11 protein-coding genes are annotated in these 21679 nt (G+C 40.0%); all 11 read right to left on the bottom strand.

Annotated features, from left to right (window positions below; translation table 11 throughout):
* A partial coding sequence (locus tag H6G41_RS15410; RefSeq protein WP_190747057.1) for a calcium-binding protein occupies window positions 1-693 on the bottom strand: 693 nt, incomplete at its 3' end.
* A gap of 672 nt (window positions 694-1365) precedes the next feature.
* Window positions 1366-5388 carry a DUF6519 domain-containing protein gene (locus H6G41_RS15405; protein ID WP_190747056.1) on the bottom strand — a complete coding sequence of 1341 codons (4023 nt, stop codon included), beginning with the start codon at window positions 5386-5388 and terminating at the stop codon, window positions 1366-1368.
* A gap of 14 nt (window positions 5389-5402) precedes the next feature.
* Complete coding sequence (locus H6G41_RS15400) at window positions 5403-9554, bottom strand: hypothetical protein (protein WP_190747055.1); 4152 nt, start codon at window positions 9552-9554, stop codon at window positions 5403-5405.
* A 198-nt stretch (window positions 9555-9752) separates the two neighbouring features.
* The gene (locus H6G41_RS15395; protein ID WP_190747054.1) at window positions 9753-14912 is read right to left on the bottom strand and encodes a putative baseplate assembly protein; all 5160 of its coding nucleotides are present in this window, start codon (window positions 14910-14912) and stop codon (window positions 9753-9755) included.
* Window positions 14913-15127: 215 nt separating this feature from the next.
* Window positions 15128-17707 carry a putative baseplate assembly protein gene (locus H6G41_RS15390; protein ID WP_242037938.1) on the bottom strand — a complete coding sequence of 860 codons (2580 nt, stop codon included), beginning with the start codon at window positions 17705-17707 and terminating at the stop codon, window positions 15128-15130.
* A 1-nt stretch (window position 17708) separates the two neighbouring features.
* The gene (locus H6G41_RS15385; protein WP_190747053.1) at window positions 17709-18065 is read right to left on the bottom strand and encodes a GPW/gp25 family protein; all 357 of its coding nucleotides are present in this window, start codon (window positions 18063-18065) and stop codon (window positions 17709-17711) included.
* A 123-nt stretch (window positions 18066-18188) separates the two neighbouring features.
* Window positions 18189-18512, bottom strand: coding sequence for a hypothetical protein (locus tag H6G41_RS15380; protein ID WP_190747052.1), 324 nt, complete (start codon window positions 18510-18512; stop codon window positions 18189-18191).
* Window positions 18512-19267, bottom strand: coding sequence for a phage baseplate assembly protein V (locus H6G41_RS15375; protein WP_190747051.1), 756 nt, complete (start codon window positions 19265-19267; stop codon window positions 18512-18514). Before H6G41_RS15375 ends, H6G41_RS15380 begins: the two co-directional genes overlap by 1 nt.
* Before the next feature lie 98 nt (window positions 19268-19365).
* Entirely contained in the window at window positions 19366-20502 is a 1137-nt protein-coding gene (locus H6G41_RS15370) for a hypothetical protein (protein WP_190747050.1), read from the bottom strand.
* Window positions 20503-20512: 10 nt separating this feature from the next.
* Window positions 20513-20803, bottom strand: a complete 291-nt coding sequence (locus H6G41_RS15365) for a hypothetical protein (RefSeq protein ID WP_190747049.1) — start codon at window positions 20801-20803, stop codon at window positions 20513-20515.
* 148 nt (window positions 20804-20951) lie between these two features.
* Window positions 20952-21626 (bottom strand): hypothetical protein, encoded by a 675-nt coding sequence (locus H6G41_RS15360; RefSeq protein WP_190747048.1) that lies wholly within the window; start codon window positions 21624-21626, stop codon window positions 20952-20954.
* Window positions 21627-21679 lie beyond the last annotated feature (53 nt).

Raw genomic sequence — 21679 nt, 5'->3', positions numbered from 1 at the left:
GTCTATGACGACATCGTTGCCTGGATCGTATTGCAGGTTGAAGACATCATTACCTGTGCCACCGTAGAGAGTATCATTGCCTGCACCCCCCTGTAAACGGTCATCACCTTGTTCACCAAACAGGACATCATTACCAGCTAAGGCGTTGATGGTATCATTACCTAAACCACCGAATAATTGATCGGGGGAACTGGTAAAATTACTACCATTAACAGTATCATTGATATTCGCAGTGTTGAAAATGAAATCACTGGCTTGTAGTAGGCTGGGATTGATGTTCAGGAGTTTGATTTGGGACTGATCGCCACTAAAATAAGTTGTAATCAGTGCATTGTTTTCACCATCATTACTAATAAGTAATTTCAGGGTATTCCAATCACTAATTTTCAGGTTGCTGACATCAATTTTGTCTTGTCCTCGAACAAAGTCTGTGACAAGATCGTTACCTTGAGGGTATTCAAATTTAAAGACATCATTACCAGCGCCACCATTTAATGTATCGTTACCTGTCCCACCGATTAAGGTATCATTACCCAAACCACCATTTAAGGTATCATTACCTACACCCCCTTCTAAACTATCATTTCCATCTAGTCCAGAAAGTGAATCATTACCACTGAGGCCTTGAAGAGTATCATTGTCGCCAGTGCCGTTTAAGGTATCGTTACTGTTGGTTCCTGAAATAATCGCCATAATTTAATTGCAATATCCTTGTTGGGTTTGAAGATTTTTCAGCTATCAATCGATGATGGAATGACCTGTAAATTTCATCGAAATCCCCTCCATACCTTTGTGAAAACAAAGGTAAGTGGTGACGCAAAATTATTCATGCGATCGCGCGATCGCATGACAAGTGCCTCATGATAGGCTAATCAGTAATTCCACGTAAGCTTAGATGCAACCTTTAAATATTCAACTAGCTACTACACAGGAGTCTAACGAGATTCCCGATGTAGATATATAAAGATTATGTAAATTTAACCAAAAATGTATTTTATATAACAAATTCACCCTCTTTTACCCTATTCTCTCTACTTCTCCTTACTTCTGTCTAAATATCTCTTCCTTAGCCTCTAATCTTTATTTTCAAACTAGACGGTCATGTAATAAATCACACAACGAGGGCATGAACATACAGCATATTTCAGGTAAATGAGGTACGCGCTTCGGGGCATGGCAGTGCCAATGCCCCTACAATTAACGATTATCTCTACCTCACCAACTTGCAATTCGCTGTATCTATGAATAGTCAAAAGTCAACGCTATTTTCAAGAAAGCTAATCATGAGAAAATTTCACAACCAAACATAAAAATCTCTCTTTCTTATGCCCAATGCCCAATGCCCATTTTCCAGTTAATAACTACTCACCCCCACCAACTTTTTTGATCTATATTTTTGTTTTGTTCTGTTAAGGCTGTAATTTGTTTTTGCTGTTCTTTGACAACATTGGTTAATGTGGTAATCATTGCTTGCTGGTCTTTCACCGCTTTAGCTAATACCGCCAAAATCTGGAAAGGCTGAATTGCGGTTTTATCAGGCGATGCTAAAATATCGGGTACATTCTCAGCAATAAATCCTAAATGTAATTTTTGTTCTTGGTCATCTTTGTAGATGTATTTCACAGGTTGCAAAGCTTTGATGATTTCATAAACTTCTTGCTGAGAAAGTTCTGTAATTTTATCTTTCAATTCTCTAGAAGAATCTTGGAATAAATCACCATTAACCCTCACATTACCTTGGATATGTAGCTTGGTATCTAAGTCGGGGTGAGATGTCCCAATCCCCACATTACCTCTGGCTGTGACAATTAATTGGGTGATACCGTTACTATCTGCTAGGCGAGTAATTGGCTGTTGATAAGTAAATTGAGTTTCTGTGGTTAAAGCTGGAACAAAAGGTGTATTAATTGTTAACGAATTACCATCAGCAGCAATATTAGTAACTACTCTTGATTGACTAGTTGCGCCATTAGTTACAGTGATAATATCGCCGATGTTTAAATCTTGGGTAAATGTTGTCCCAGTGCCAGTTATAGTTCTAACATTACTAGTAATTAATCCTTGACCAGTTAGGGGTGCTGCGCCTTGATTGTGCAATCTCGCCAAGGGTTTTTCAATACCAATACCCACATTACCGTTGGTCTGCAACAATGTCATCCGCGCTTTATCTGCGGTTTGCAATGACAAGTTGGCGTTGTTAAAACTGCTAATTACGCCGCCAGAGATGGTTATGGGTTTATCAAAGTGGTAAGCTAGGCGATCGCTCTGGAAATTTACCCAATTACCATCTTCCAATCCTATATCTACAAAGCTAGTATTATTAGTAACTCTTAACCCTTCAGCGATTGTTACAGTTTTGTCAAAGTGGTAGCTAGGGCGATCAGTAACAAAATGCACCATATTACCATCTTGCGGGCCGATATCTACAAAGCCCGTGCCAGTATTAATACGTAAAGCACCTGATTGATTGCCTCTAATAGCACCGCTAATATGTAATCTTTCCAGGGGTTGATCAACACCAACGCCGACATTACCAGTATCATAAGAAACTTTAAAATGTGTTGTACCTGAAGTTTGCAGTGATAAATCTCTATTTCCCAGACTGGTAATTAATCCTGATTCGACGCGGATATCTTTATCAAAATAGTAACCGTCAAGGTCGGTTGTGAAATGCACCCAGTTATCATCTTGAGGTGCAATATTTACAAACCCATTATTATCACTAATTCTCAAGGTTCCTGCAAGATGAAGTTTCTCTTCAGGGTTGGCTATTCCAATACCAACATTACCATTAGTTTGTAGTAGTGTTACTTGGGTATTACCTGCGGTTTGCAATGATAAATTACTATTTGCATCACTGCTAATCAAACCATTTTTAACAGTAATTCCCTTATCAAAATGGTAGTTGGGACGGTCGGTAATAAAATTAGTGAAATTGGCATTTTGCGGGCCGATATCCACAAAACCTGTACCAGTGCTAATGCGTAAAGCGCCTGATTGATTACCTCTAATTGCACCATTTAAATGTAATTTTTCTTGAGGAATATCAATACCAATGCCAACATTACCATTTTTATTAGATACAGTAACTTGAGTTTCACCTGCGGTTTGTAGTGATAAATCCGTATCTTTATCGCTACCAATCAAACCATTTTTAACAGTAATTCCTTGGTCAAAATGATAGCGGAAACGGTCGGTAACAAAGTGTGAAAATTCGCTATCTTGCGGGCCGATATCGACATAACCTGTACCCGTGCTAATGCGTAAAGCACCCGATTGATTACCCTTAATCGCACCATTTAAGTGTAATTTTTCTTCAGGTTTATCTATACCAATACCAACATTACCATTGTCATGAGATACTGTAACATGAGTTGCGTCTCCTGTTTGCAGTGATAAATCAGTATCTTTATCGCTACCAATTAAACCAGTTTTAACAGTAATTCCTTTATCAAAATGGTAGCGATTCCGGTCAGTGACGAAATGAGAAACATCAGCATTTTGCGGGCCGATATCGACAAAACCTGTACCCGTGCTAATGCGTAAAGCACCTAATTGGTTACCTCTAATTGCACCATTTAAATGTAATTTTTCTTGAGGTGTATCTGTACCAATACCAATTAAACCTGCATCAGTGACTATTAGCTGCGTGTCTTGATTACCACTAGTAAACTTAACAATTACTGGTTGTTGATAGCTAAAGCTTTCTGCTGTTAAAGCTGGTGTAAAGGCTTGCTCTACCTCTAAAGATTGATGAGATATTATCTTTGTAATTATTCTCGTTTGTCCATTAGCTGTAATCGTATCACCTACACGTAATTCTGTTTGAAAAACAGTCCCTTCTCCTGTAACTGTAAGACTGTTTTCTGTAGTTGTTATTTTCCCTGTAGCAGGTAATGAAGACGCATTTTTAATATGTAATTTAGCTTCTGCTGCTTTAGTACCAATCCCAACCCTACCAGGAATATATTTACCATCATCTTGTTTACCAGTCACATAAAGATTAGACTGAATTTCTAAATCTCCAGTCATAATCCCGCCAGTTTTATCAAAACAATTTACCAACAGGGGAAATATATCGCGGTAGTCTTCAAGGTAGGAGTCTTTGCTGTCATAAAAAGCTAGAGGACTATAATAATGTTGAATACCTTGCGCTGGTTGGGGAATGAAAGTTTTAGATTCCTCATCAAAGGGTAATTCAATCTTTATTGGACTGTTAGGACGTAGGGGTATTAGCCAGTAGTCACCTGTTTGATAATTTAAATTATCGCCTTTAAATTTAACTTGAATCCCAGCTTCTATATTTATCCACTGGGAATTTTCACCAGCTTGATTGATAGAAATAGTACCTGTATTAGTGTTTTGATCCCAACGCCGTACTTTTGGTTGCTTCTCTAAAGGAAAATTAGCCGCACTGATGGGTATTTCACCAACTCTAGATGAAGGATCGAATACTAGTTTACTACCAGATGTCCCAGCCATTAACCGGACTAAAATTCCGGTTTCACCTTTGAGTTCGCGTTCATTATCGGTAATTTCTACCCATTGATTAGGCGCAAATGATTGTGCTGTATCCCTGCCGGGATTAGTTATAGTAATAATATTGCGGTCAATTTTGCTAATGGGACTAACAACTATACCGTTATCTCTTGACCATTTAAATGTAGCGGTTTGTAAAGTACCGGGATTGTGAATTTCAACGCGATAAAGTTGATTATCTAAGGAACTAGGACTACCTGTAATTGCTGTGTTATCAAAATTCACAGCGAGTAATTTCTGTTGATTATCACCTTTGCTAATTAATTCTTGTAATTTAGCAAGTGTAAAGGCTTTACGTTTAGTTTGAATTTGACTAATTGCGTCTTCGCCAATTGCTGCTTTTTGTGCAGTATAGGAATATTCTGCTGGTAGTTGAATTTCGAGGAGTTTGACTTGCCAAACTGTTTTTGTGCGCGTGGTAGTATCTGGTACGCTTGAATCTAAAGCGACTTCTCGAATTGCAGTATCTTCTAATGCCGTAACGTGGCGTTCCCAGACATCAAGATAGACTAAATATGTACTCTCTTGTTTGATTTCTGGAGGTTGAGGATAATCCGGCTGATTTTTGTATGTGATATTTTTTTCTAATTCACACAATAACCCGCCAACATAAATCTGTCCGGGGGCAATATTTAAATTATCATCACTAATATCTATTTTAAAATTCCCAGCAGTTTTATTCGCACCACTAACACCAATAATATTTTTTCCTAGAGATTGATGCAGATAATTTTGGATATCAACTTGTTCATTCCAATCAGCATCTAATTGCAACCGTCCTTGCTGCATCCAAACGCCGTTATAGTGTTTCTGAGGTTTAAAACTTAAACGAGTAAAATCACCTTTCATATTATTTATCTTCCTTAAGTATTGTAAAAAATATTGGCAGTAATGCCGAAACGTAAATATTCTTTGAGGCTAGCTTCTAGACTGGCTTGACGCTGTGGCTGTTCTAAAACATTAAAGACACCAATTTCTGAACCATCTTCTGCACCTTGAGAAATTTCTGACGCACAATTTTGGCTCAGTTGGGCATAGGCAGGATTACCATAATCTGTAGAAGTAAAACTCGGTTGTATGCTAGTTAAAATGACAATTTTTTGCGTAACATTTTGTAAACCTTGATTTACTGGTAACCAACTAATACCATCATCTGTTGATTGTAAAACACCACCGATCGCAGTTCCCGCAAATAAAGCAAGATTTTGTCCAGTTCCTTGCACAGCCAAGGAGGTAATATCGCTGTAAGTGGCGTTGATATCATTCAATTCCCAGCTATCACCGTTATTTTGGGAACGGAAGATATTACCGTTACTACTACCGGCTATGAGATAGTTAATCGTAAAAGTAGTACCAGTAGCAGGTAACTCATTAATTAAGGCGCTATCTATCTGAATAATTTGTTGGCTGGGTTCAATATCAATAACAGTGCGGGTTTCATTTCCAATAGTAATGATGCTACCTTTACCAAGTTCTTCCTGGAAATTTGTTCCCTGACCAATTAATTTACCATCTTCTAGAGTAATAGTACCGCTAGCAGTTTTTTGATAGGCAACTAAAGCAGTAATATCGGGATTAATTAAGCCTTTATTAATGCGTCGCCATTGTTCGCAGTCTGCTTCCCAACGGTAAATTCCACCGCCAGATGTACCCACAAAAATTTGTCCGTTATTTTGATTAATAGTTAAAGCCGTAATTTGCAGATTTCTGAGGTTATAGTTTAACGCTGTCCAGGTTTCACCGTTATTTTTGGAAACAAATACTCCACCACCAGATGTCCCGGCGAAAATTTTACCTTGATTGCTGTCTACCGCTAAGGTGATAACATTGAGATTTTTTAAACCTGTATTAGTTACATTCCAGGTAGTCTCATTTTCTTTAAGTCGAAAAATTCCATTACCAAATGTAGCTGCAAAGAGATAGTTTTGATTATTAAAACTAAGGCGATGAAAGGCGGTGACATCTGTATTAATATTTATATTGTGATCCTGAATGGTCGCCGTTCCGTTATGAAGTTCCAAGCGGAAAATTCCGCCGTCTGTTGTCCCCGCTAATAAAGTATTGTCGTAGGTGAAAAGTGCAGTGATGTATTTATCTGCTGTATCTTGATTTAGAGGTAGCCATTGTTCGTTAACGAAACGTAAAATTCCGTTACCTTCCGTACCTGCAAAGACTTGTTGATTGCTAGGATTAACAGCTAAAGCCACAATTCCTGCGGGTAATTTTTGATTTTGCTTTTCTAATTCTTCTCGCAGTTTTTCTAAGGCTAAGTCTGGTTGACAACGATAGCGACGGGGTGTGCGCGAACCACTTGGTAAATAACAAAATCGCAGACAACCATCTTGGCGACGCAAGGCGGTAAGTTTTTCTGTAAAAATGGTGTTACTAGTTTCTATACTCCGCACTGTGGTAATACCAAAAATAGTTGTGCGATAGATTTCTGTGTTAGTTCCAGGCGCAGCAATGACTACAGGATTTTCTTGTTTACCTCGGTCGATAATACTGTCTGCTATCTCCAAATATGACACTGTATCAGCTAAGGCGATCGCGCCGCAAATACTTTCACGAATTGTAATGCTTAAATTTTGATTATTTTCGACAATACTATCTGTTTCATCTGGTATAGTTCGGTCGCAAAAGCTTTTACCTTCGTCTTCTTCTTCATTATTAATCGGTGGTAATGTACATTGCCATTGATTCAGCACGGTTTCTAGAAAAGAGAATACACGAGATACTTGCCGCAACGCTAGTTGAAATAACCTGATTAAATTATTTTGCGAATTATCGCTATCTACGCCTATACCTAAATCAACGATTCTGTGAATTAGGTTGAGACAGTAAATAATCATTGCAATCAGCGAAAAGCCATCATCTTCGGCGGTGATTGGTTGATTATCTTCATCTGGTTTCATTACCTTAATTCCGCCATTATTAGGAACTAAAGTACTGTGAACAATTTCTAATTTTTGCAAGTTTCCTGGTAATACAGTGAGTTTACCTTCAATCAACAGACCGTTAATTGTAAATTCACCAGGATTGCTTTTAGCTTTGGCGGTTCCTTTAATTGATAAATTACCTAATAAATGGGGACGACGTTCATCAGCAGCGACAATTTGCAAATGTTTATCTGGGGGAATATTCAGGGTTAAGTCGCCTTCATAAGTGCGGTTATCCCTGATGATAATTACTCCCATTTCCTCATCTTGAATGATATCAATCTTGGCTTTGGGGGTGATATATAACAGCCAATTTTCCCCTGTATATCCTTCAGGAATATTGGGTATAGTAGTGGGGTTAGATAATTCGATAAGTTTACCGTTAATATTAACTGCTTGACCAGCAGACAATAATAAAGGTGTAACTTTGAAATTAATTGTGAATCCAGAAATTACACCTGGTTGAAACTGAGGTGAAATATTAGTATCTGATTCTAAAATTTTACCTTTGGTATCGATTGTTAAGCTAGTCAAGGGAATGACTGAAGGCGGAATATTATCAATTATTGGATATGCACCGATTTGAATTTCCCAGCGTGGTTCTGTTTCTGCTTGTTTATAAAGAATAGCTATGAGGATTTTCTGCTGATTTTGTAGTTTATTTTGTCTAGCATAATCTTGTAAGTCTATGCGATAATTAATATTTAAATTAATATTTTGTCCAATAAAATCTACAGCATTTCCTCGATGAATAATTACCTGGTTTTCTCCAACCTTCGCCGTCACATTTAAACCGTTAATGATTCCTGGTTGAAATTTTGGTGCTTCATAACCTGTGGAGATAATTCTCTCATTATCGGGATTTCTGACTAAGCGATGTAGAGGAATATAAAATAATTCTGTACAATATTGCCAAATTTTAACTTTTTCATTCCATTCTTTGGCTGCTTTTAATAGGGGATTTTCATCGGTTGCTGTTGCATAATCTAAATCCCAGGTAATGCGGCTTTTAGTACGGGATATACTATTAAGAAGTGACTTAGTGCGATCGTAAGTACCGCCACCAATATTATGGCTAAAGGCGTAGGAATAACTAACTTCTACTGTTTTGGGATTTGTGGCGGTGGTTAAGGCTAATCTTCCTGATTGTAAATCGACAATCGCTTTCGGTTGAAAATTAGTATTAGGAATTGTCCACTGGCTTAAATCGCTAATGAAAATTTCTTCTGGTTTAATAGGTTGTTGATCTACAAAAATTTCTAGAACAGGTGCATCGTAATTAAAAAATCCTTCGTCGTCTGGTTGGATTCCTTGTTTGATCGCTTCTCGTTTTGCATCTAATTCGGCAGTAATTAAGGCTTTACTAGATGTTAAACTACCAGGTAAATTAATTGGTTTGGCGAGGCTGGTAATTTCTGTTTCTGTTTGCGGTTGATTAAATAAAAGAATATCTTCGCCAAGGGGATTAAATGTATAGAATTGCCCTTGATTTTGATTGTTAGCTAATTTAGCTGTAACTTTTTCTATAGGGTAGGTTTTTAAGCGCCAAATTAAGATATTAATACTACCTAAATTAACTGCGTTAGCTTGTCCAGATTTACGCCGAATATCTATAGTTTTGGCAGCATTTTGTGATAAGTTACGCAGGTTGACGGTGACAGCACCTAGGCGCGGATTGTTGAGATTTTGAGTTGTGGCGATCGCTTGAAAGTTTTCGACGACGCTAGCCCGCCAGCCAGTGGTATCAAATACGAGTTGTTCTAAAATGGGGACTGTGCCTTTACGCGATCGCAAGGCTAAGGTGTTAGCAATATAGGCGCGTCTTTCTTCGCCAAATGTGCGGAAGCCTTTGGAGTAGAGTTTGACATCTAATAAGTCGCCAATATAAGGTACTACCCATTCGTCGCAGGTTTCGATAAACCAGTTTTCATATAGGTTTTCGATGTCGGTTTCTATTTGATTTAGTTCTTGTTCGATGACTCTAAGTAAGGCGCGTAATGTACCATGATTTACCGATTCGTCGCGGATGCGATAAATGGCGGGGAGGAGTTTATATAGGCGTTCTTCTGGGTTGTTCATCTGTAGGAGGAAGATGTTAAATTATATTTGCGTCTTGGTGTTAGAGATTTTTTTTAATTGAACCGCCAAGACGCCAAGGACGCGGAGTTTTCTTCTTTGCGTCTTTGCGCCTTGGCGTGAGAGATATTATTTAAATAACGAACCGCGAAGGCGCGAATAACACGAAGTAAGAGGAGTTACAGAGAGATTTTTCATGGGTTATAAAGTTAAGGTAATACTGTTAGGATTGAGTAATAACATTTCGGCTGGGGAAATTTGATTTTTATCCGGATTCCATTGGGCTTTTTGGGCGATTAATGAGTCTTCGACGGTTTTGCTAAACCCACGCAGATATAATCCATCTAAATCGACGGCGATGACTCCGGGGACGGATTGCATGGCGGCAATCGCTTCGGCGGAGGTGACTGGTTGACCAAATTGCCGATTTTCAAAGGCAAATGTGTCTTTTATGGCTTGGCGTACTGCGGCTAATACTGGTTCTGGTTGTCTTCGCGGATCTATGAGGATTTTGCCTTCTATGTTGAAAAAGATGGGTTTGTAAGTGTTCACCTGGACTAATACCTGTACGGGGTCGCGGGCTGCGTCTATGGCTTGGACTAGGTTGTTGTAGAGGCTGGAGTCTGGTGATACGGCTGCACCGCCGATCGCACCGACGGTGATATGTAATATTTGGGTTGTGCCGATGGATACTACTTCTACTTGGGCTTTACCGATACCTGCAAAGGCGCGGGCGAAGTCTTCAAAGTCTTGTAGAGAAACGATGCGATCGAGTGTGCGCACTGTCAAAGGGGCGCTGATGCGGGCTTCTTCCATTGATTCTCTGGGGGCTGCACCGGTGGCGGGGATGGGGTTGGTGACGCTTTGAATGCCTAAGGGTCGTGTTTTTAGCTGGGTTAGCTGATTTTGTTTGAGGTTTCCGCCTAAGCCAATGCCACTGCGATATATTGCCAAGATATTTTCTATACCTGTTGGTAGACGCGCTCCGCTTTCACCATCACCGAAAATTACTTTGGTGGTACCGTCGTCATCGATGCGGGTAATGTAGTTTTGGTCTAGGTTACTCAAGCCAAATAAGAAGCGAACTTCTTCCCAACGGACTCCATCAACGTAGACTTCGAGGGTACTTTTGTTACCAGTTGGCGTTTGGGCGGCTACGTGGGTGAGGGGTGGTTTTTTCAAGATAAAGCTTTGATTATCTAGGGTACCATTGCCACTGCCTAAGATTTCTTGGATGGTTTCGCCATGTGTAGCGGTTACTACATTGCCATAAATAGTCATGGTTTCTGGGTCATAGCAATTTTTTAGCGGTTCTTTTAGCTTGAGGATGGGGATTATTTGGTCTTCTGGTGGTGTGGCGATCGCATTTACTTCGCTGACGATAAAATCATCAGTATTGGCTGGGAGTAATTCGATATCTGCTGTCTCCGCAATTTCTACATAACCATCAACGCCATTGCGATCGCGTAAATGCCATTTTTTAAATTGAGAGTCTTCTTCGCTAGGGATGGGTACAGAAGTTACTTGTAATAAATCACCAATTTTTAATTCGACAGAGGCGAAGTTATCAGGGGAAATTAACATGCCAATTCCACCGATATAAATATCATTTTTATGGTGAGTAATTGACCGGATATCAATATTTCTTAAACCTTGATTAATTTCTTGCCATTCTGAATTATTAATTGTCCTGCGGAAGACACCACCGCTATCTGTTCCTACAAAAATCTTGTCTGAAATAATATCTAAACAACGGATATGTACATCAGTTAGTCCTTGATTATTTTCCTCCCAGGTTTCCCCATTATCGCTAGAAATATAAACTCCATTATCAGCAGTTCCCGCAAATAATGTGCCGGCGCTATGAGTACCAATTGCAGTTACATTGAAATTATTAATGTTTCTGTTTACATCTGAATTATTATTACCAATTTGTTCCCAATTACTACCATTTTGGGAACGATAAATACCGCTAATTGTGCCTACCAATAAACTATTACTAGCCTTAATAATGCAGTTAATATCGCCATTATTTAACCCATTATTATTTATCGTCCAACTGTTAGTATTCTCGTTAAAGATATAAATACCACCCTTGGTTGTCCCTGCAAAAATTCGCCCATCGCTAGCAGTAGCTAAGGCGGTAATATTTAAATTAGTCAAATTTTTATTACTTGGTTGCCAATTATTACTATCAGCTTTGAAAATAAACATCCCATCTTCCACAGTTCCGGCAAAAATATCGCCTTGTGGGTTGATAGCTAAAGCTGTGATATCTTTACTTGTTAACCCTTCATTAATCGGTTCCCAAGTGTTACCGCTATCTTGGGATCTAAATACACCACCTTCAGTCCCCGCAACAATATAATCTACACCCCGCCAGGAGAAATTTACAAGCGATCGCACTGCGGTATTAGTTAAGCCTTGATTTTTCTGTTTCCACTCTTCGCCATTCCAGCTATAAACGCCAGCAATATTTTTTATCTTGGCGCGGATATATTTACCGCTAACAATCACGGTTTTATCTACTTGCAAACCCGCCACATATTCTTTAAGGTAAATTTGATTATCTCGAATAGGGTCTTGAAAAATCTCCTGCTGTTTCGCCACCACTGTCAAGGGTTCTGCAACTAAATTTAACTGTTCACTGTTGACTAAAACAATTGTCTCCCGTAAACCAAAATTATTCCGGGAAGTGACATCTGTTTCCGTTTCAATTTCTGTAACTTTGGCAGTTAAACCATATTCTTCTAGGGATACAGTTGATGTATTTTTAACTTGGCAAGGTAAAATTTGGGTATTATCTTCCCTGGCTAAGACAATCCAGCTATCTGCTAATATCTTGGGATATAAAGTATCTAAATCTATCTTTTGATTGCTATTCTCTGGCTTAGGTGGAATCAGAAAATTAGGCCATTCTGGTGATGAGGTTGTTGTGGCGTTATCTTCTACAAACCCGGCAAAAGGTGTACCTGCTAAAACATATTTGATATCATTAATAGTGAAGGTAGTACCGGGATTTAAAACTGGGTTAAAATCACTATCAACAGTAATTTGTGTATTATTATTAATGGTTGTAACGGTTTTAGTTTGACCTGAGATAGTAATGCGATCGCCTGGTTTTAACTCTTGGGTAAATTTCGTACCGCTACCTGTCAATATATTACCAGCTTGCCTAGCGATTGCGCCTGTCCCCAGTTTACTAAAAGCAGTCAATGAGCTAACATTGAGATTTTGCAAATCAGTATTAATCACTGACCAATTATTACTATTAGCAGTAGCCAGAAAAACTCCCCCCGCAGTCCCTGCATAAATATCGCCGCTAATTTCATTCACAGCTAATGCTTGGACATCTAAAATAGCTAAGTTGTTATTAAACTCTTCCCAATTATTACCATTATCGCTGGAACGGAAAACCCCACTATTTGTCCCTGCTAAGATATAGCGAACACCATTGTAATTATAGGTAATTAAAGAACGTACAGATTTACCCTGTAACTTTCTTTGGTTCCAAAATATATCTTGGTTTTCAAAGCGGTAAATACCATCATCTGTACCAGCTATAATATAACTCTTACCGATAAAAAATGTAGTTCCAGTCGCTAAATCTGAACTAAAGGCAGAATCAAGAGTTAATTCTTGACTATCTGTGGCGATGAGATTAACTGTTTTAGTATCACCAGCCACAGTAATTGTATCGCCTACTTTTAATTGATCTGCAAAATTTGTATTACTCCCCGTTACCTTAGTCCCTGTACTAGAAATAGTTCCTGTACCTTGCTGAAGATTACAAGTTACTAATGAACGAATTACTTTAATTAATGCTTTCTTCTGCCAATTCCTCCCTCTATCGGCAGAATAATATATCCCCTCATCAGTACCCAGTAAAATATTATTAATAGTGATAGAATAAGATGTCTTGCCAGGTAAATTCTTGCTAAAAGCTGAATCAATCCTCAAGCTAGTATCATTGATTATTTCAGTAACAATTCTTGATTCTCCCCCAGCATTTATAGTATAGCCAACTGCAAATTCTTGATTAAAAACTGTATTATTACCTGTGACTGTATTGCCATTACTACTAATGGTTTCTTTGCCAATAATTGTCGCATAATCAACAATTGCCCGCACAACTGTATTGGGTAAACCAGTATTAATTGATTCCCAACTATTTGCACCAGTGGATTTTAATCCCACAGTACCAAGATTTAACTGTGCCCAATTTTCACCATTATCTTTTGAGGAAAAGACACCCCCGCTAGGAGTACCCGCAAAAAGATAGCCATGATCATCAATATATAAAGTTTGAATATTTAAATTAGTTAAACCTACATTTACAGCCAGCCATTTTTCTTGTTCTTCTTGATAGCGAAAGACACCGCTACCTTCTGTCCCCACAAATAATTTGCCAGTAATTTTATTAAAAGCTAAAGTGCGAATATCTGTAGTAGGTAAACCATTATTAAAAGCTGCCCAATTTTGCCCATCATTACTACTACGAAAAATTCCGCCGTTAATTGTACCGCCAAAATTCCGCTTAATATCATCAGGCATATCTTGCCATTTAGGGGCATTGTAACCAAATAAGGTTGCCCGTTGGCGAAAAGCGAATACCTGCGGTTGGCGTAGTGGGACATTTATCGGATTATTCTCCCAAGTAATAGCCGTATATCCTGCCTGTGGCTTGGCTTCCACCGTTACCAAGGTGAGTAAATACCACACTTGTTGGGGTCTATCTGCATCAATTAACAAAATGTGATCGCCTGCTTGCAGTTGTGTCGCAATCCCTTGCAAGTATAATTTTTCTGTAGCAGCATTAATTTCCTGAGGTTTCGCTAACCGTGGCTTCAATCCATTCCAATCTACATTGGCGATAATTTCTGTACTAGTTTCAAAAGTTTGGGGTAACTCCTCCCCCTGGGGAACACTGACAACCTGAGTACCCTTAGGCACTCTCGCCACCTTAATACTAGTAGGCGTATCCTCCACCGCAAAGGCTAAAAAAGTACTCGCCGCCACACCGGGGTTCAGTTCATAACCAATACTCCGCGCCAATTCCAGCACCGAACGCTGTTCTGTAGCTGTGTTCAGATAACCTTCATTAGCGATGCGTTCTTGGTAAAAAGTTAGCACATCTGCGACTATCGCCCAAGCATCCAAAAGTGCGATCGCTGGATCGTCATTCGCACGAGTATTAAGTTTAGCTAGAGGGCGATTATCTGGTTGTTCGGGATTTCCCGGTTGCTTAGTGAGATTCGCTAACATCCGGCGGCGAAAACTTGCCCAATCACCAATGCGGTAAGAGAGGCTGGGTAAGCCTGGGCGGTTATATATTTCTGGGATATTTTTATTAGAGTTCATAGAAGTTTGGATATATTTTTTACTTAGTAAAATTCATATTTTTTTGTCTCACGCAGAGGCGCATTCGGCGAAGCCGTTCCCGAAGGGTAGGCGCAAAGAAGAATATAAAATTCTATTCTCAATACAAGAAAAACTCTCTTTAACTTCTTCCTTAGCGTCCTTCGCGTCTTCTCTGCGAGACGCTTCGCGAACGCGGTTCGTTACTCTTCCCTCCATTACAACCCACCCTCCATCAAAAACTCAATCTTTCCCCTTGTTGGCGTATTTGGATCGTTCTCCAACAAAGCAATTTCTAAACGCCCAAAGCTAATTTGACCCGCTTTAATTTCCTCCTCCGAAGATTGTTTTTCTAAATTCCAACGCTGAAATTTCTTCACCTTCACAGATAAAACCCCTGTAACTTGCATCGCCGTGGCTATCACTTGACTTAAAAATACAGGTTGAGCAAAAGTAAAATTATCCGGGTGAAAGAAACCTAATTGACCATTGCGTAATACCCGATTACTAAATACATTCAATAGTTCTTCTTTGACTTGACTGTTAAAATAACTCGGCGCAACTTTCACCGTCATCGCAATATCTAAAGGTACAAATATCGGCCCGTCAATTCTGATATCTTGACCTACTAAACGGTAACTTTCTAAAAAATTCCCTAACTTACTTTTAAATCCATCAACATCATCTACTGGCTTTCCACTCTCCCGGTCTACAGTAATAAAAATTGTGTACCAACTACCAGTCCACCGTCGCGTAGCTACAGCTTTACGTACCCCAGGGAAACGTTGGGCTATGGTTGCATAGTCTTCTTCTGTGACAGCGCGTTTTTGAATGCGGAAGGCTTGCGGTGCATACAACCGCACTTGTTCCAGATCTTCTGGTTCCACACCACCCCGCGCCGGTAAGGGGTTACGGACTGTTTCTACCCATTGACGTAATTGTAGAGAATTGCGATCGATTTGGTTAATTGCTTCCGCAGCTACATTCCCAACTGTCCCGTTACCAATGCGATAGGTGGCTAAAAATTGGGTTTGGGCTTCCGGTTCTTTACCTAATACCCCATCACCAAACCGCAGATAAGCCCGTCCATCTTCTTCTGTCTCCACGACAAACTCGCGGGCGAAGCTATCACTATTGAGTAAATCACGTTGCGATCGCCAACGTTTACCTATAGAGTAAGAGGCGGGTAATGGTGATGTGGGCAGAGGCGAAGATCCTGGATCTGGGCTAGTTAATACGCTAATCTGTCGCATCTGGGTTAAAGTCAATTTCCTTTTCCCCGTTTCTGCTATCTCTTGTAACCAAATTTGCGGTAAAACATAACGCATATCCTTTTCTAACGCCTCAACAGCCGGCGCTTTGAGATTAAACGGACGTTTGCGGTTTTGGGCGTAAGCTTGCTGTGTCAAAGGCCCAAACTGCAATCGTGGGCGATAGCGTCCTTGTTCTGGAACTTCTGGGAGTAGTTCTTGTACTGTACACCCATGATCTACCAGTACCACATTACCCCGTGCCACGCTGATGTTAGATATTGGTTTATCATCAATAATTGTGGCAACGCATAAAGCAAAGGGTAATGCATCCTCAGCCGCCCATTCAATTTCTAATAACTCTTTGTTTTCATGTAAAGGGTCAGTATTTTTAGTTACTTTAGTTAATCGCACTACATGACGCTGATTTCTATCCGCATCTATGGTTAAACCTGTATCTACGCCCTTAATTTCTTCAAAAATCAAGACATCGCCAACTTGCAGCTTGAGGTTTTTGTTTTCTAGTGTGGCTTTTGTTGCCCCTGCTTTTAAATAATATTCCTGAGCATCCCAGGTATAAAAATTAATTTGATTATGCGCTCTATATAAAGTAATTTCGTGCATCGTTTCAAATATCTGCACGCCAGAATTGACTAATGAGGGGTAGTCATCAAAGGTGAATTGTTCGCTCAGGGGTGCAACTCTAGTATAAAATCTGGTTCCTGGGCGATTGTTATTAATATCGGGGCCTAGTAACTTCTGATTATTCCCCAATTCATTCACTTCCAGCGTTAACCATGCACGGGCATTGCAACCATCATGCATGGGATAATCTAACAGTCGCGCGTGACGACGGATAGACACTCGCCGCCTAGCTGTACCTAAATAAGCTTCCGTCGCCACTGCATCTTGAAAATAGCTAAGCCTGTCAGCCGTGTATGCGAGTAACTCCACCAACATCACCCCAATATCAGAGGGGTTACGTTCTTGCCATTGAGGGATAGTTACAGTCATGCGGTCAAGCATTAACTGCCGAAAACTTGCATAATCTTTAGCTAGGTAATCAATAATTGGTGGTGTTATCCTCTCTTGATTGGAGTCTAAAACAGGCTGACAATCAAACTCGCTCAAACTATCAACCCGAAAGGTAAATTCCACTACCGATAACTGGGGGTCAAAGCCTTGAAGTTGTTGAGATGTATCAGTGATATCTACTAGGCTCAATGTATAAGTAGAAAATTCATCGCCTGTAGTATTAACTCTGACAGTCAAGACATTAGCAAAGCTGCTAACAGAGATTGCAGAAATATCTTTGATGGTAACGCCGCCAGTAATGAGTAAATTGTCTTCAGTTAAAGATGGTGAATTCGCGGGGACACCCTCTTCCTGTCCGGGGAGATTGTGGATAAAATGCACCAGCAGAGTTTTGCGGTCTTTTGCCAACTCTATATAATCAATACCATTGAGGTTTTTTTGATTGCGAGCGATCGCTCTTCGTTGTTCGCTACCAGCTTTATGCTTGTAAACTTGATTTGGCGACGTAACCATCTCATACCTCACGCGAGAATACTCCGATTTGTCTTTCTTGAGTCCGACGCACCAAGAACCGAATAGTAATTTCCAATTTGGAATCGATAGCTTCTACCCGCAAAGCCTCCACTTCAATGACATCACCTAGCCATTGTTCCAATGCACCTTTAACAATAAACTCCGTAGCCGCAGCCAATTCTGTACTATTGGGTGCAAAGATAAGTTGCTGTAAACCACAGCCAAAATCGGGACGATTCACCCGTTCGCCAGGGATAGTAAACAACACTTGTTCAATCATTTGGCGAATATGGTCATCTTCCGTAGCCTCAGCTACTCGTCCGCGTCCATCAATCCGAAAAGGATAAGCGATTTGCATAATTAGTCAGTGGTCAGTTGTCAGTTGTCAGTTGTCAGTTGTTAAGGGTCAACGGTCAACGATAAATGCTTCAGGGTAATGATTGATTTAACTGTGGACTATTGACTATTGACTATTGACTAATCACATTGCTTTTACTCGCGTTTGTGTCAGTACAACAGTTAACGGTGTACCAGTAGGCACACATATAGCTTGACTATCCATCAATAGCACCGGCATTCCCATCGACTTGACACGGAGGGAGGCGACAACCCAGTTACCAAGAACACAAGGGCCGACATTGGCGGGCGGTGGTGGATTGACGCAACCTGCAATGATATAGGGCGGCCCCTGGGTGGCGGTGGGTAAACCCATCGCCCGCACTCGCACGTTAGGAACAGAGGGTTTAGCTTGTCCACCGTGAACGCACAAAACAGTGCTACTCAAATTGAGCAAAAAACCAGGCATTAAATCACCTCCAAAGCACCATTATTAACATTGACGGAAACAGGCGACATTTTAATACTGGCTGCACCAATGGTTAACTCAATACTTGCAGGTGTCAGCTTTGTATTAGCTCCTGGGTTACTTAATTCAATACCCGTACTTGCTGTTAATTTAATATCTCCAGGCGGACTCTTTAATTCAATTTGATTACTGGTGAGATTAACCTCTACAGTTCCTTCTTTGACTTGAATATTATTAGCTGTAAGAGTTACAGTAGAATTTGCCCGATTTTTTAATTCAATAATATTTTCCGTAATTTTTATTGTTAGCTCATCATTATTATTTATTTCAATTCCTTGAGGATTAAAAACCATCTTGAGTGGTCTATTAACTACAGGTTCTTTGACTTCAATAGATAAACCTTTATTATCTAAATTATTCCAGGTAAATGTAATACCATTAGTTTTCAAAACTTGTACTTTATCGGGTTCGCTCACCCTCGCAGCTTGTGGTAGTTCGTCTTCACCCCAAAAGCAACCACTCCAAATTGGATAATCTGTGTCGCCTCCCTCAAATTCTACCCATATATTTGAACCTACAGGAGGGACAGTAAAAAAGCCGATATCTTTCCCAGCATAAGGCGTTGCAGGCAGCGCCCAGCTTGCACGGCCTTCACCAAAAATTGCTGGTACGCTTACTTGAACTCGACCTAAATTTAATGGGTCTTGACTACTAGTAACTTTGCCCCGATATTTACCATAATAACGTTGTTGCATATTGTTATTTGTTAGTTGTCAGTTGTTATTTTTTTATTTGTCCTTTTATTTCCCATTTTCTATCTTCTGCCCTCTGCCTTCTGCCTTCTGCCTTTTATTCACACGATCGCCACCTGCATGATTGTTGTCCCCAAGCCTTCACGAGTGAGTATAAAAAGTTGTCTATACTCCCCTCCTCCTAATCTATGAGTGACTGAATTGATGTAATAACGACCATCGTAGGTGTAACCAACACCGCGCAATTCTACGATTTTGCCCATGTTTAATACATCGCCGTAGGTCAAAGTATCTAGTTCCCCGTTAACGGTAATTACCCGATCTATAGAGCGATTAAGCATGGCTTGAGACCGAGAATCTGCTTGTAGTTGCAATCTTGCAGTTTCGCGAAATTGGGTTTTACGTATGGAGCTTTGATTTTGCAGTGCTGGTTTTCTTGATAAATTCTCGCGAGTGCTGTCATTAACCTGAATTGGGTGAATTTGGTTGGTTTTGCGGTCTTGTACGCTTCCGCCTACAATTGCAGGCGCTAGAGCATTCATCTGGAGATTGATACTATCAACGTTAGTAGAGGAACCCATGTTGACTGTTAATGCTTTTTGCGGCGCTGCATTTAGTTGCGGTGGCCCCCAATAGGCGGTATTTTTCCCCGTTACTGGCCCAGGAATAATGTAAAACAGGTAAGAATGGCGTTCTGCTAAATATTGAATATATTCCAGGTCAGTTCCTTGCTGTACGGGTGTGCGTTCGTTGGGGGTGGGGCGATCGCTGATTGGCGGGTTAATGATTTGCCCAACTAAACCGTATTTAGAGTAACTAGAGATAATTTGGTTAATAATATCCTGTTCTGCCAAACCGGGATGTTCAATAGATTTTTCTTCCAAGTCCATCATGACGCTGACATCTTCGCCAGTAATAATCAAGGTAGATTCTCCTGGATCATTGCTGGGTGCAAATTCTTGGCGAGTAATGATTCCATCCATCAATACTTTTGGCATGGCATTGATAACGACAGAGATAATGACTCGATTGAAAGGATTAAGTAGTTGACTAGAAAGTAATTGCTCGTCACCTTGGTCGCTAATAGAACGACTAGCAGCAAAAGTAATTTGAAAAACCGATCTACCAGTAACGTTTTGGATAATTTCTATATTATTGATTGATTCTACTAACCAAAAGGGCGCTGGTTGGGGATTATTTTGCCCAATAAATAAACTTAAATTAATGCCAGTAAGCATAATTACCTCCTTAAGCACGAGGTAATGGGACGCGAATTCTTTGACCTGGTTCGGCGGTCAATTCTGCTGGTTTCATGGCATTATTAGCATCACATATTTGCCAAAATTGGTCAGCGACTCCTAAGGTACGTGCTGCAATTACATCTAGGCGATCGCTATTTTTCACGGTGACTTCCATTAATAATGGTAAATCTTGCCCCTGTGGTAAAAAGCGTCTTTCTTTAAACGCTATTTTGCGACCGTCAGCAGTGGTTAACTGTAATGTTTGTAAGTTGTAATAACGACTAGTTGGGTCAAACATTGAATAATCCTATACAATTATTAAAAAATCTTACCTAGTACATCACGGCGTAAATAAACATACCATTCCAAATCTTAATTTTGAATTTTGAATTTTGAATTCCGTCTTGCGGTACTAGCTCCTAGAGTTAATTTCCCCATCGTCAACGCTATAACTCTGATAAAGTCCGGTTGACATTCACCCCTGTAATTTGAGTGCGATCGCCTCCACTAGACAAATTCGCCAGTTGCTCTTTCTTCTCTTGGTATTTCAAAAATAGTTTGGCACCGCGCTGATCCCAAGGTAAATCGTCATAACTCAACACTCGGAAGCCGAACCTAATCTTGGCACGAATTGGATTTAGTTTGACATCAAAAGCTGTTTCATCAATCGTTAAATCCATCAGTCGCCCTGGAACTACCCGATTTTCTCCCCACACTAACAAAGTTAAAGGAGCCTCTAAAGGCACAATTTCCACATTTCCCTGACGTGCATTATCCATCTTTCTTCTCACCTGAAGACTTTTCGGATAAACTAGGATTTCCAGCGCCGAAAGTTGGGGATAAATGCCATAATCCTTAATACTCTGATCGTCTCTTTCTAGTTGGTCTGTGGCGTCAATCTCTACTTCATTAAAATTTATCGTCTCTGTTGGCGCTCCTTGCAAACGTAAAGCCTCTGTTCTGGCATTTTGGTCATTGTTTTCTGCTCGAATATTTAATGTGCGAGTTAGTTTTTCTGGGTTGTATTGAAAGGCTACTGTACTAACTATCGTGTTGGATAAATTATCTAGGGCAACAATTGCCCCTTTAAACACACGCGGAAAGTCAACAAAGACAGACATAGGCAATACCTTGGCATCGATTACTGATAAAACTACTTGTACCGATACACACA

Source organism: Tolypothrix sp. FACHB-123 (genome assembly GCF_014697075.1).
Taxonomy (GTDB): domain Bacteria; phylum Cyanobacteriota; class Cyanobacteriia; order Cyanobacteriales; family Nostocaceae; genus Aulosira.
The sequence above is the reverse complement of the archived record's forward strand: the minus strand, read 5'-3'. Positions and strand labels throughout refer to the sequence as shown.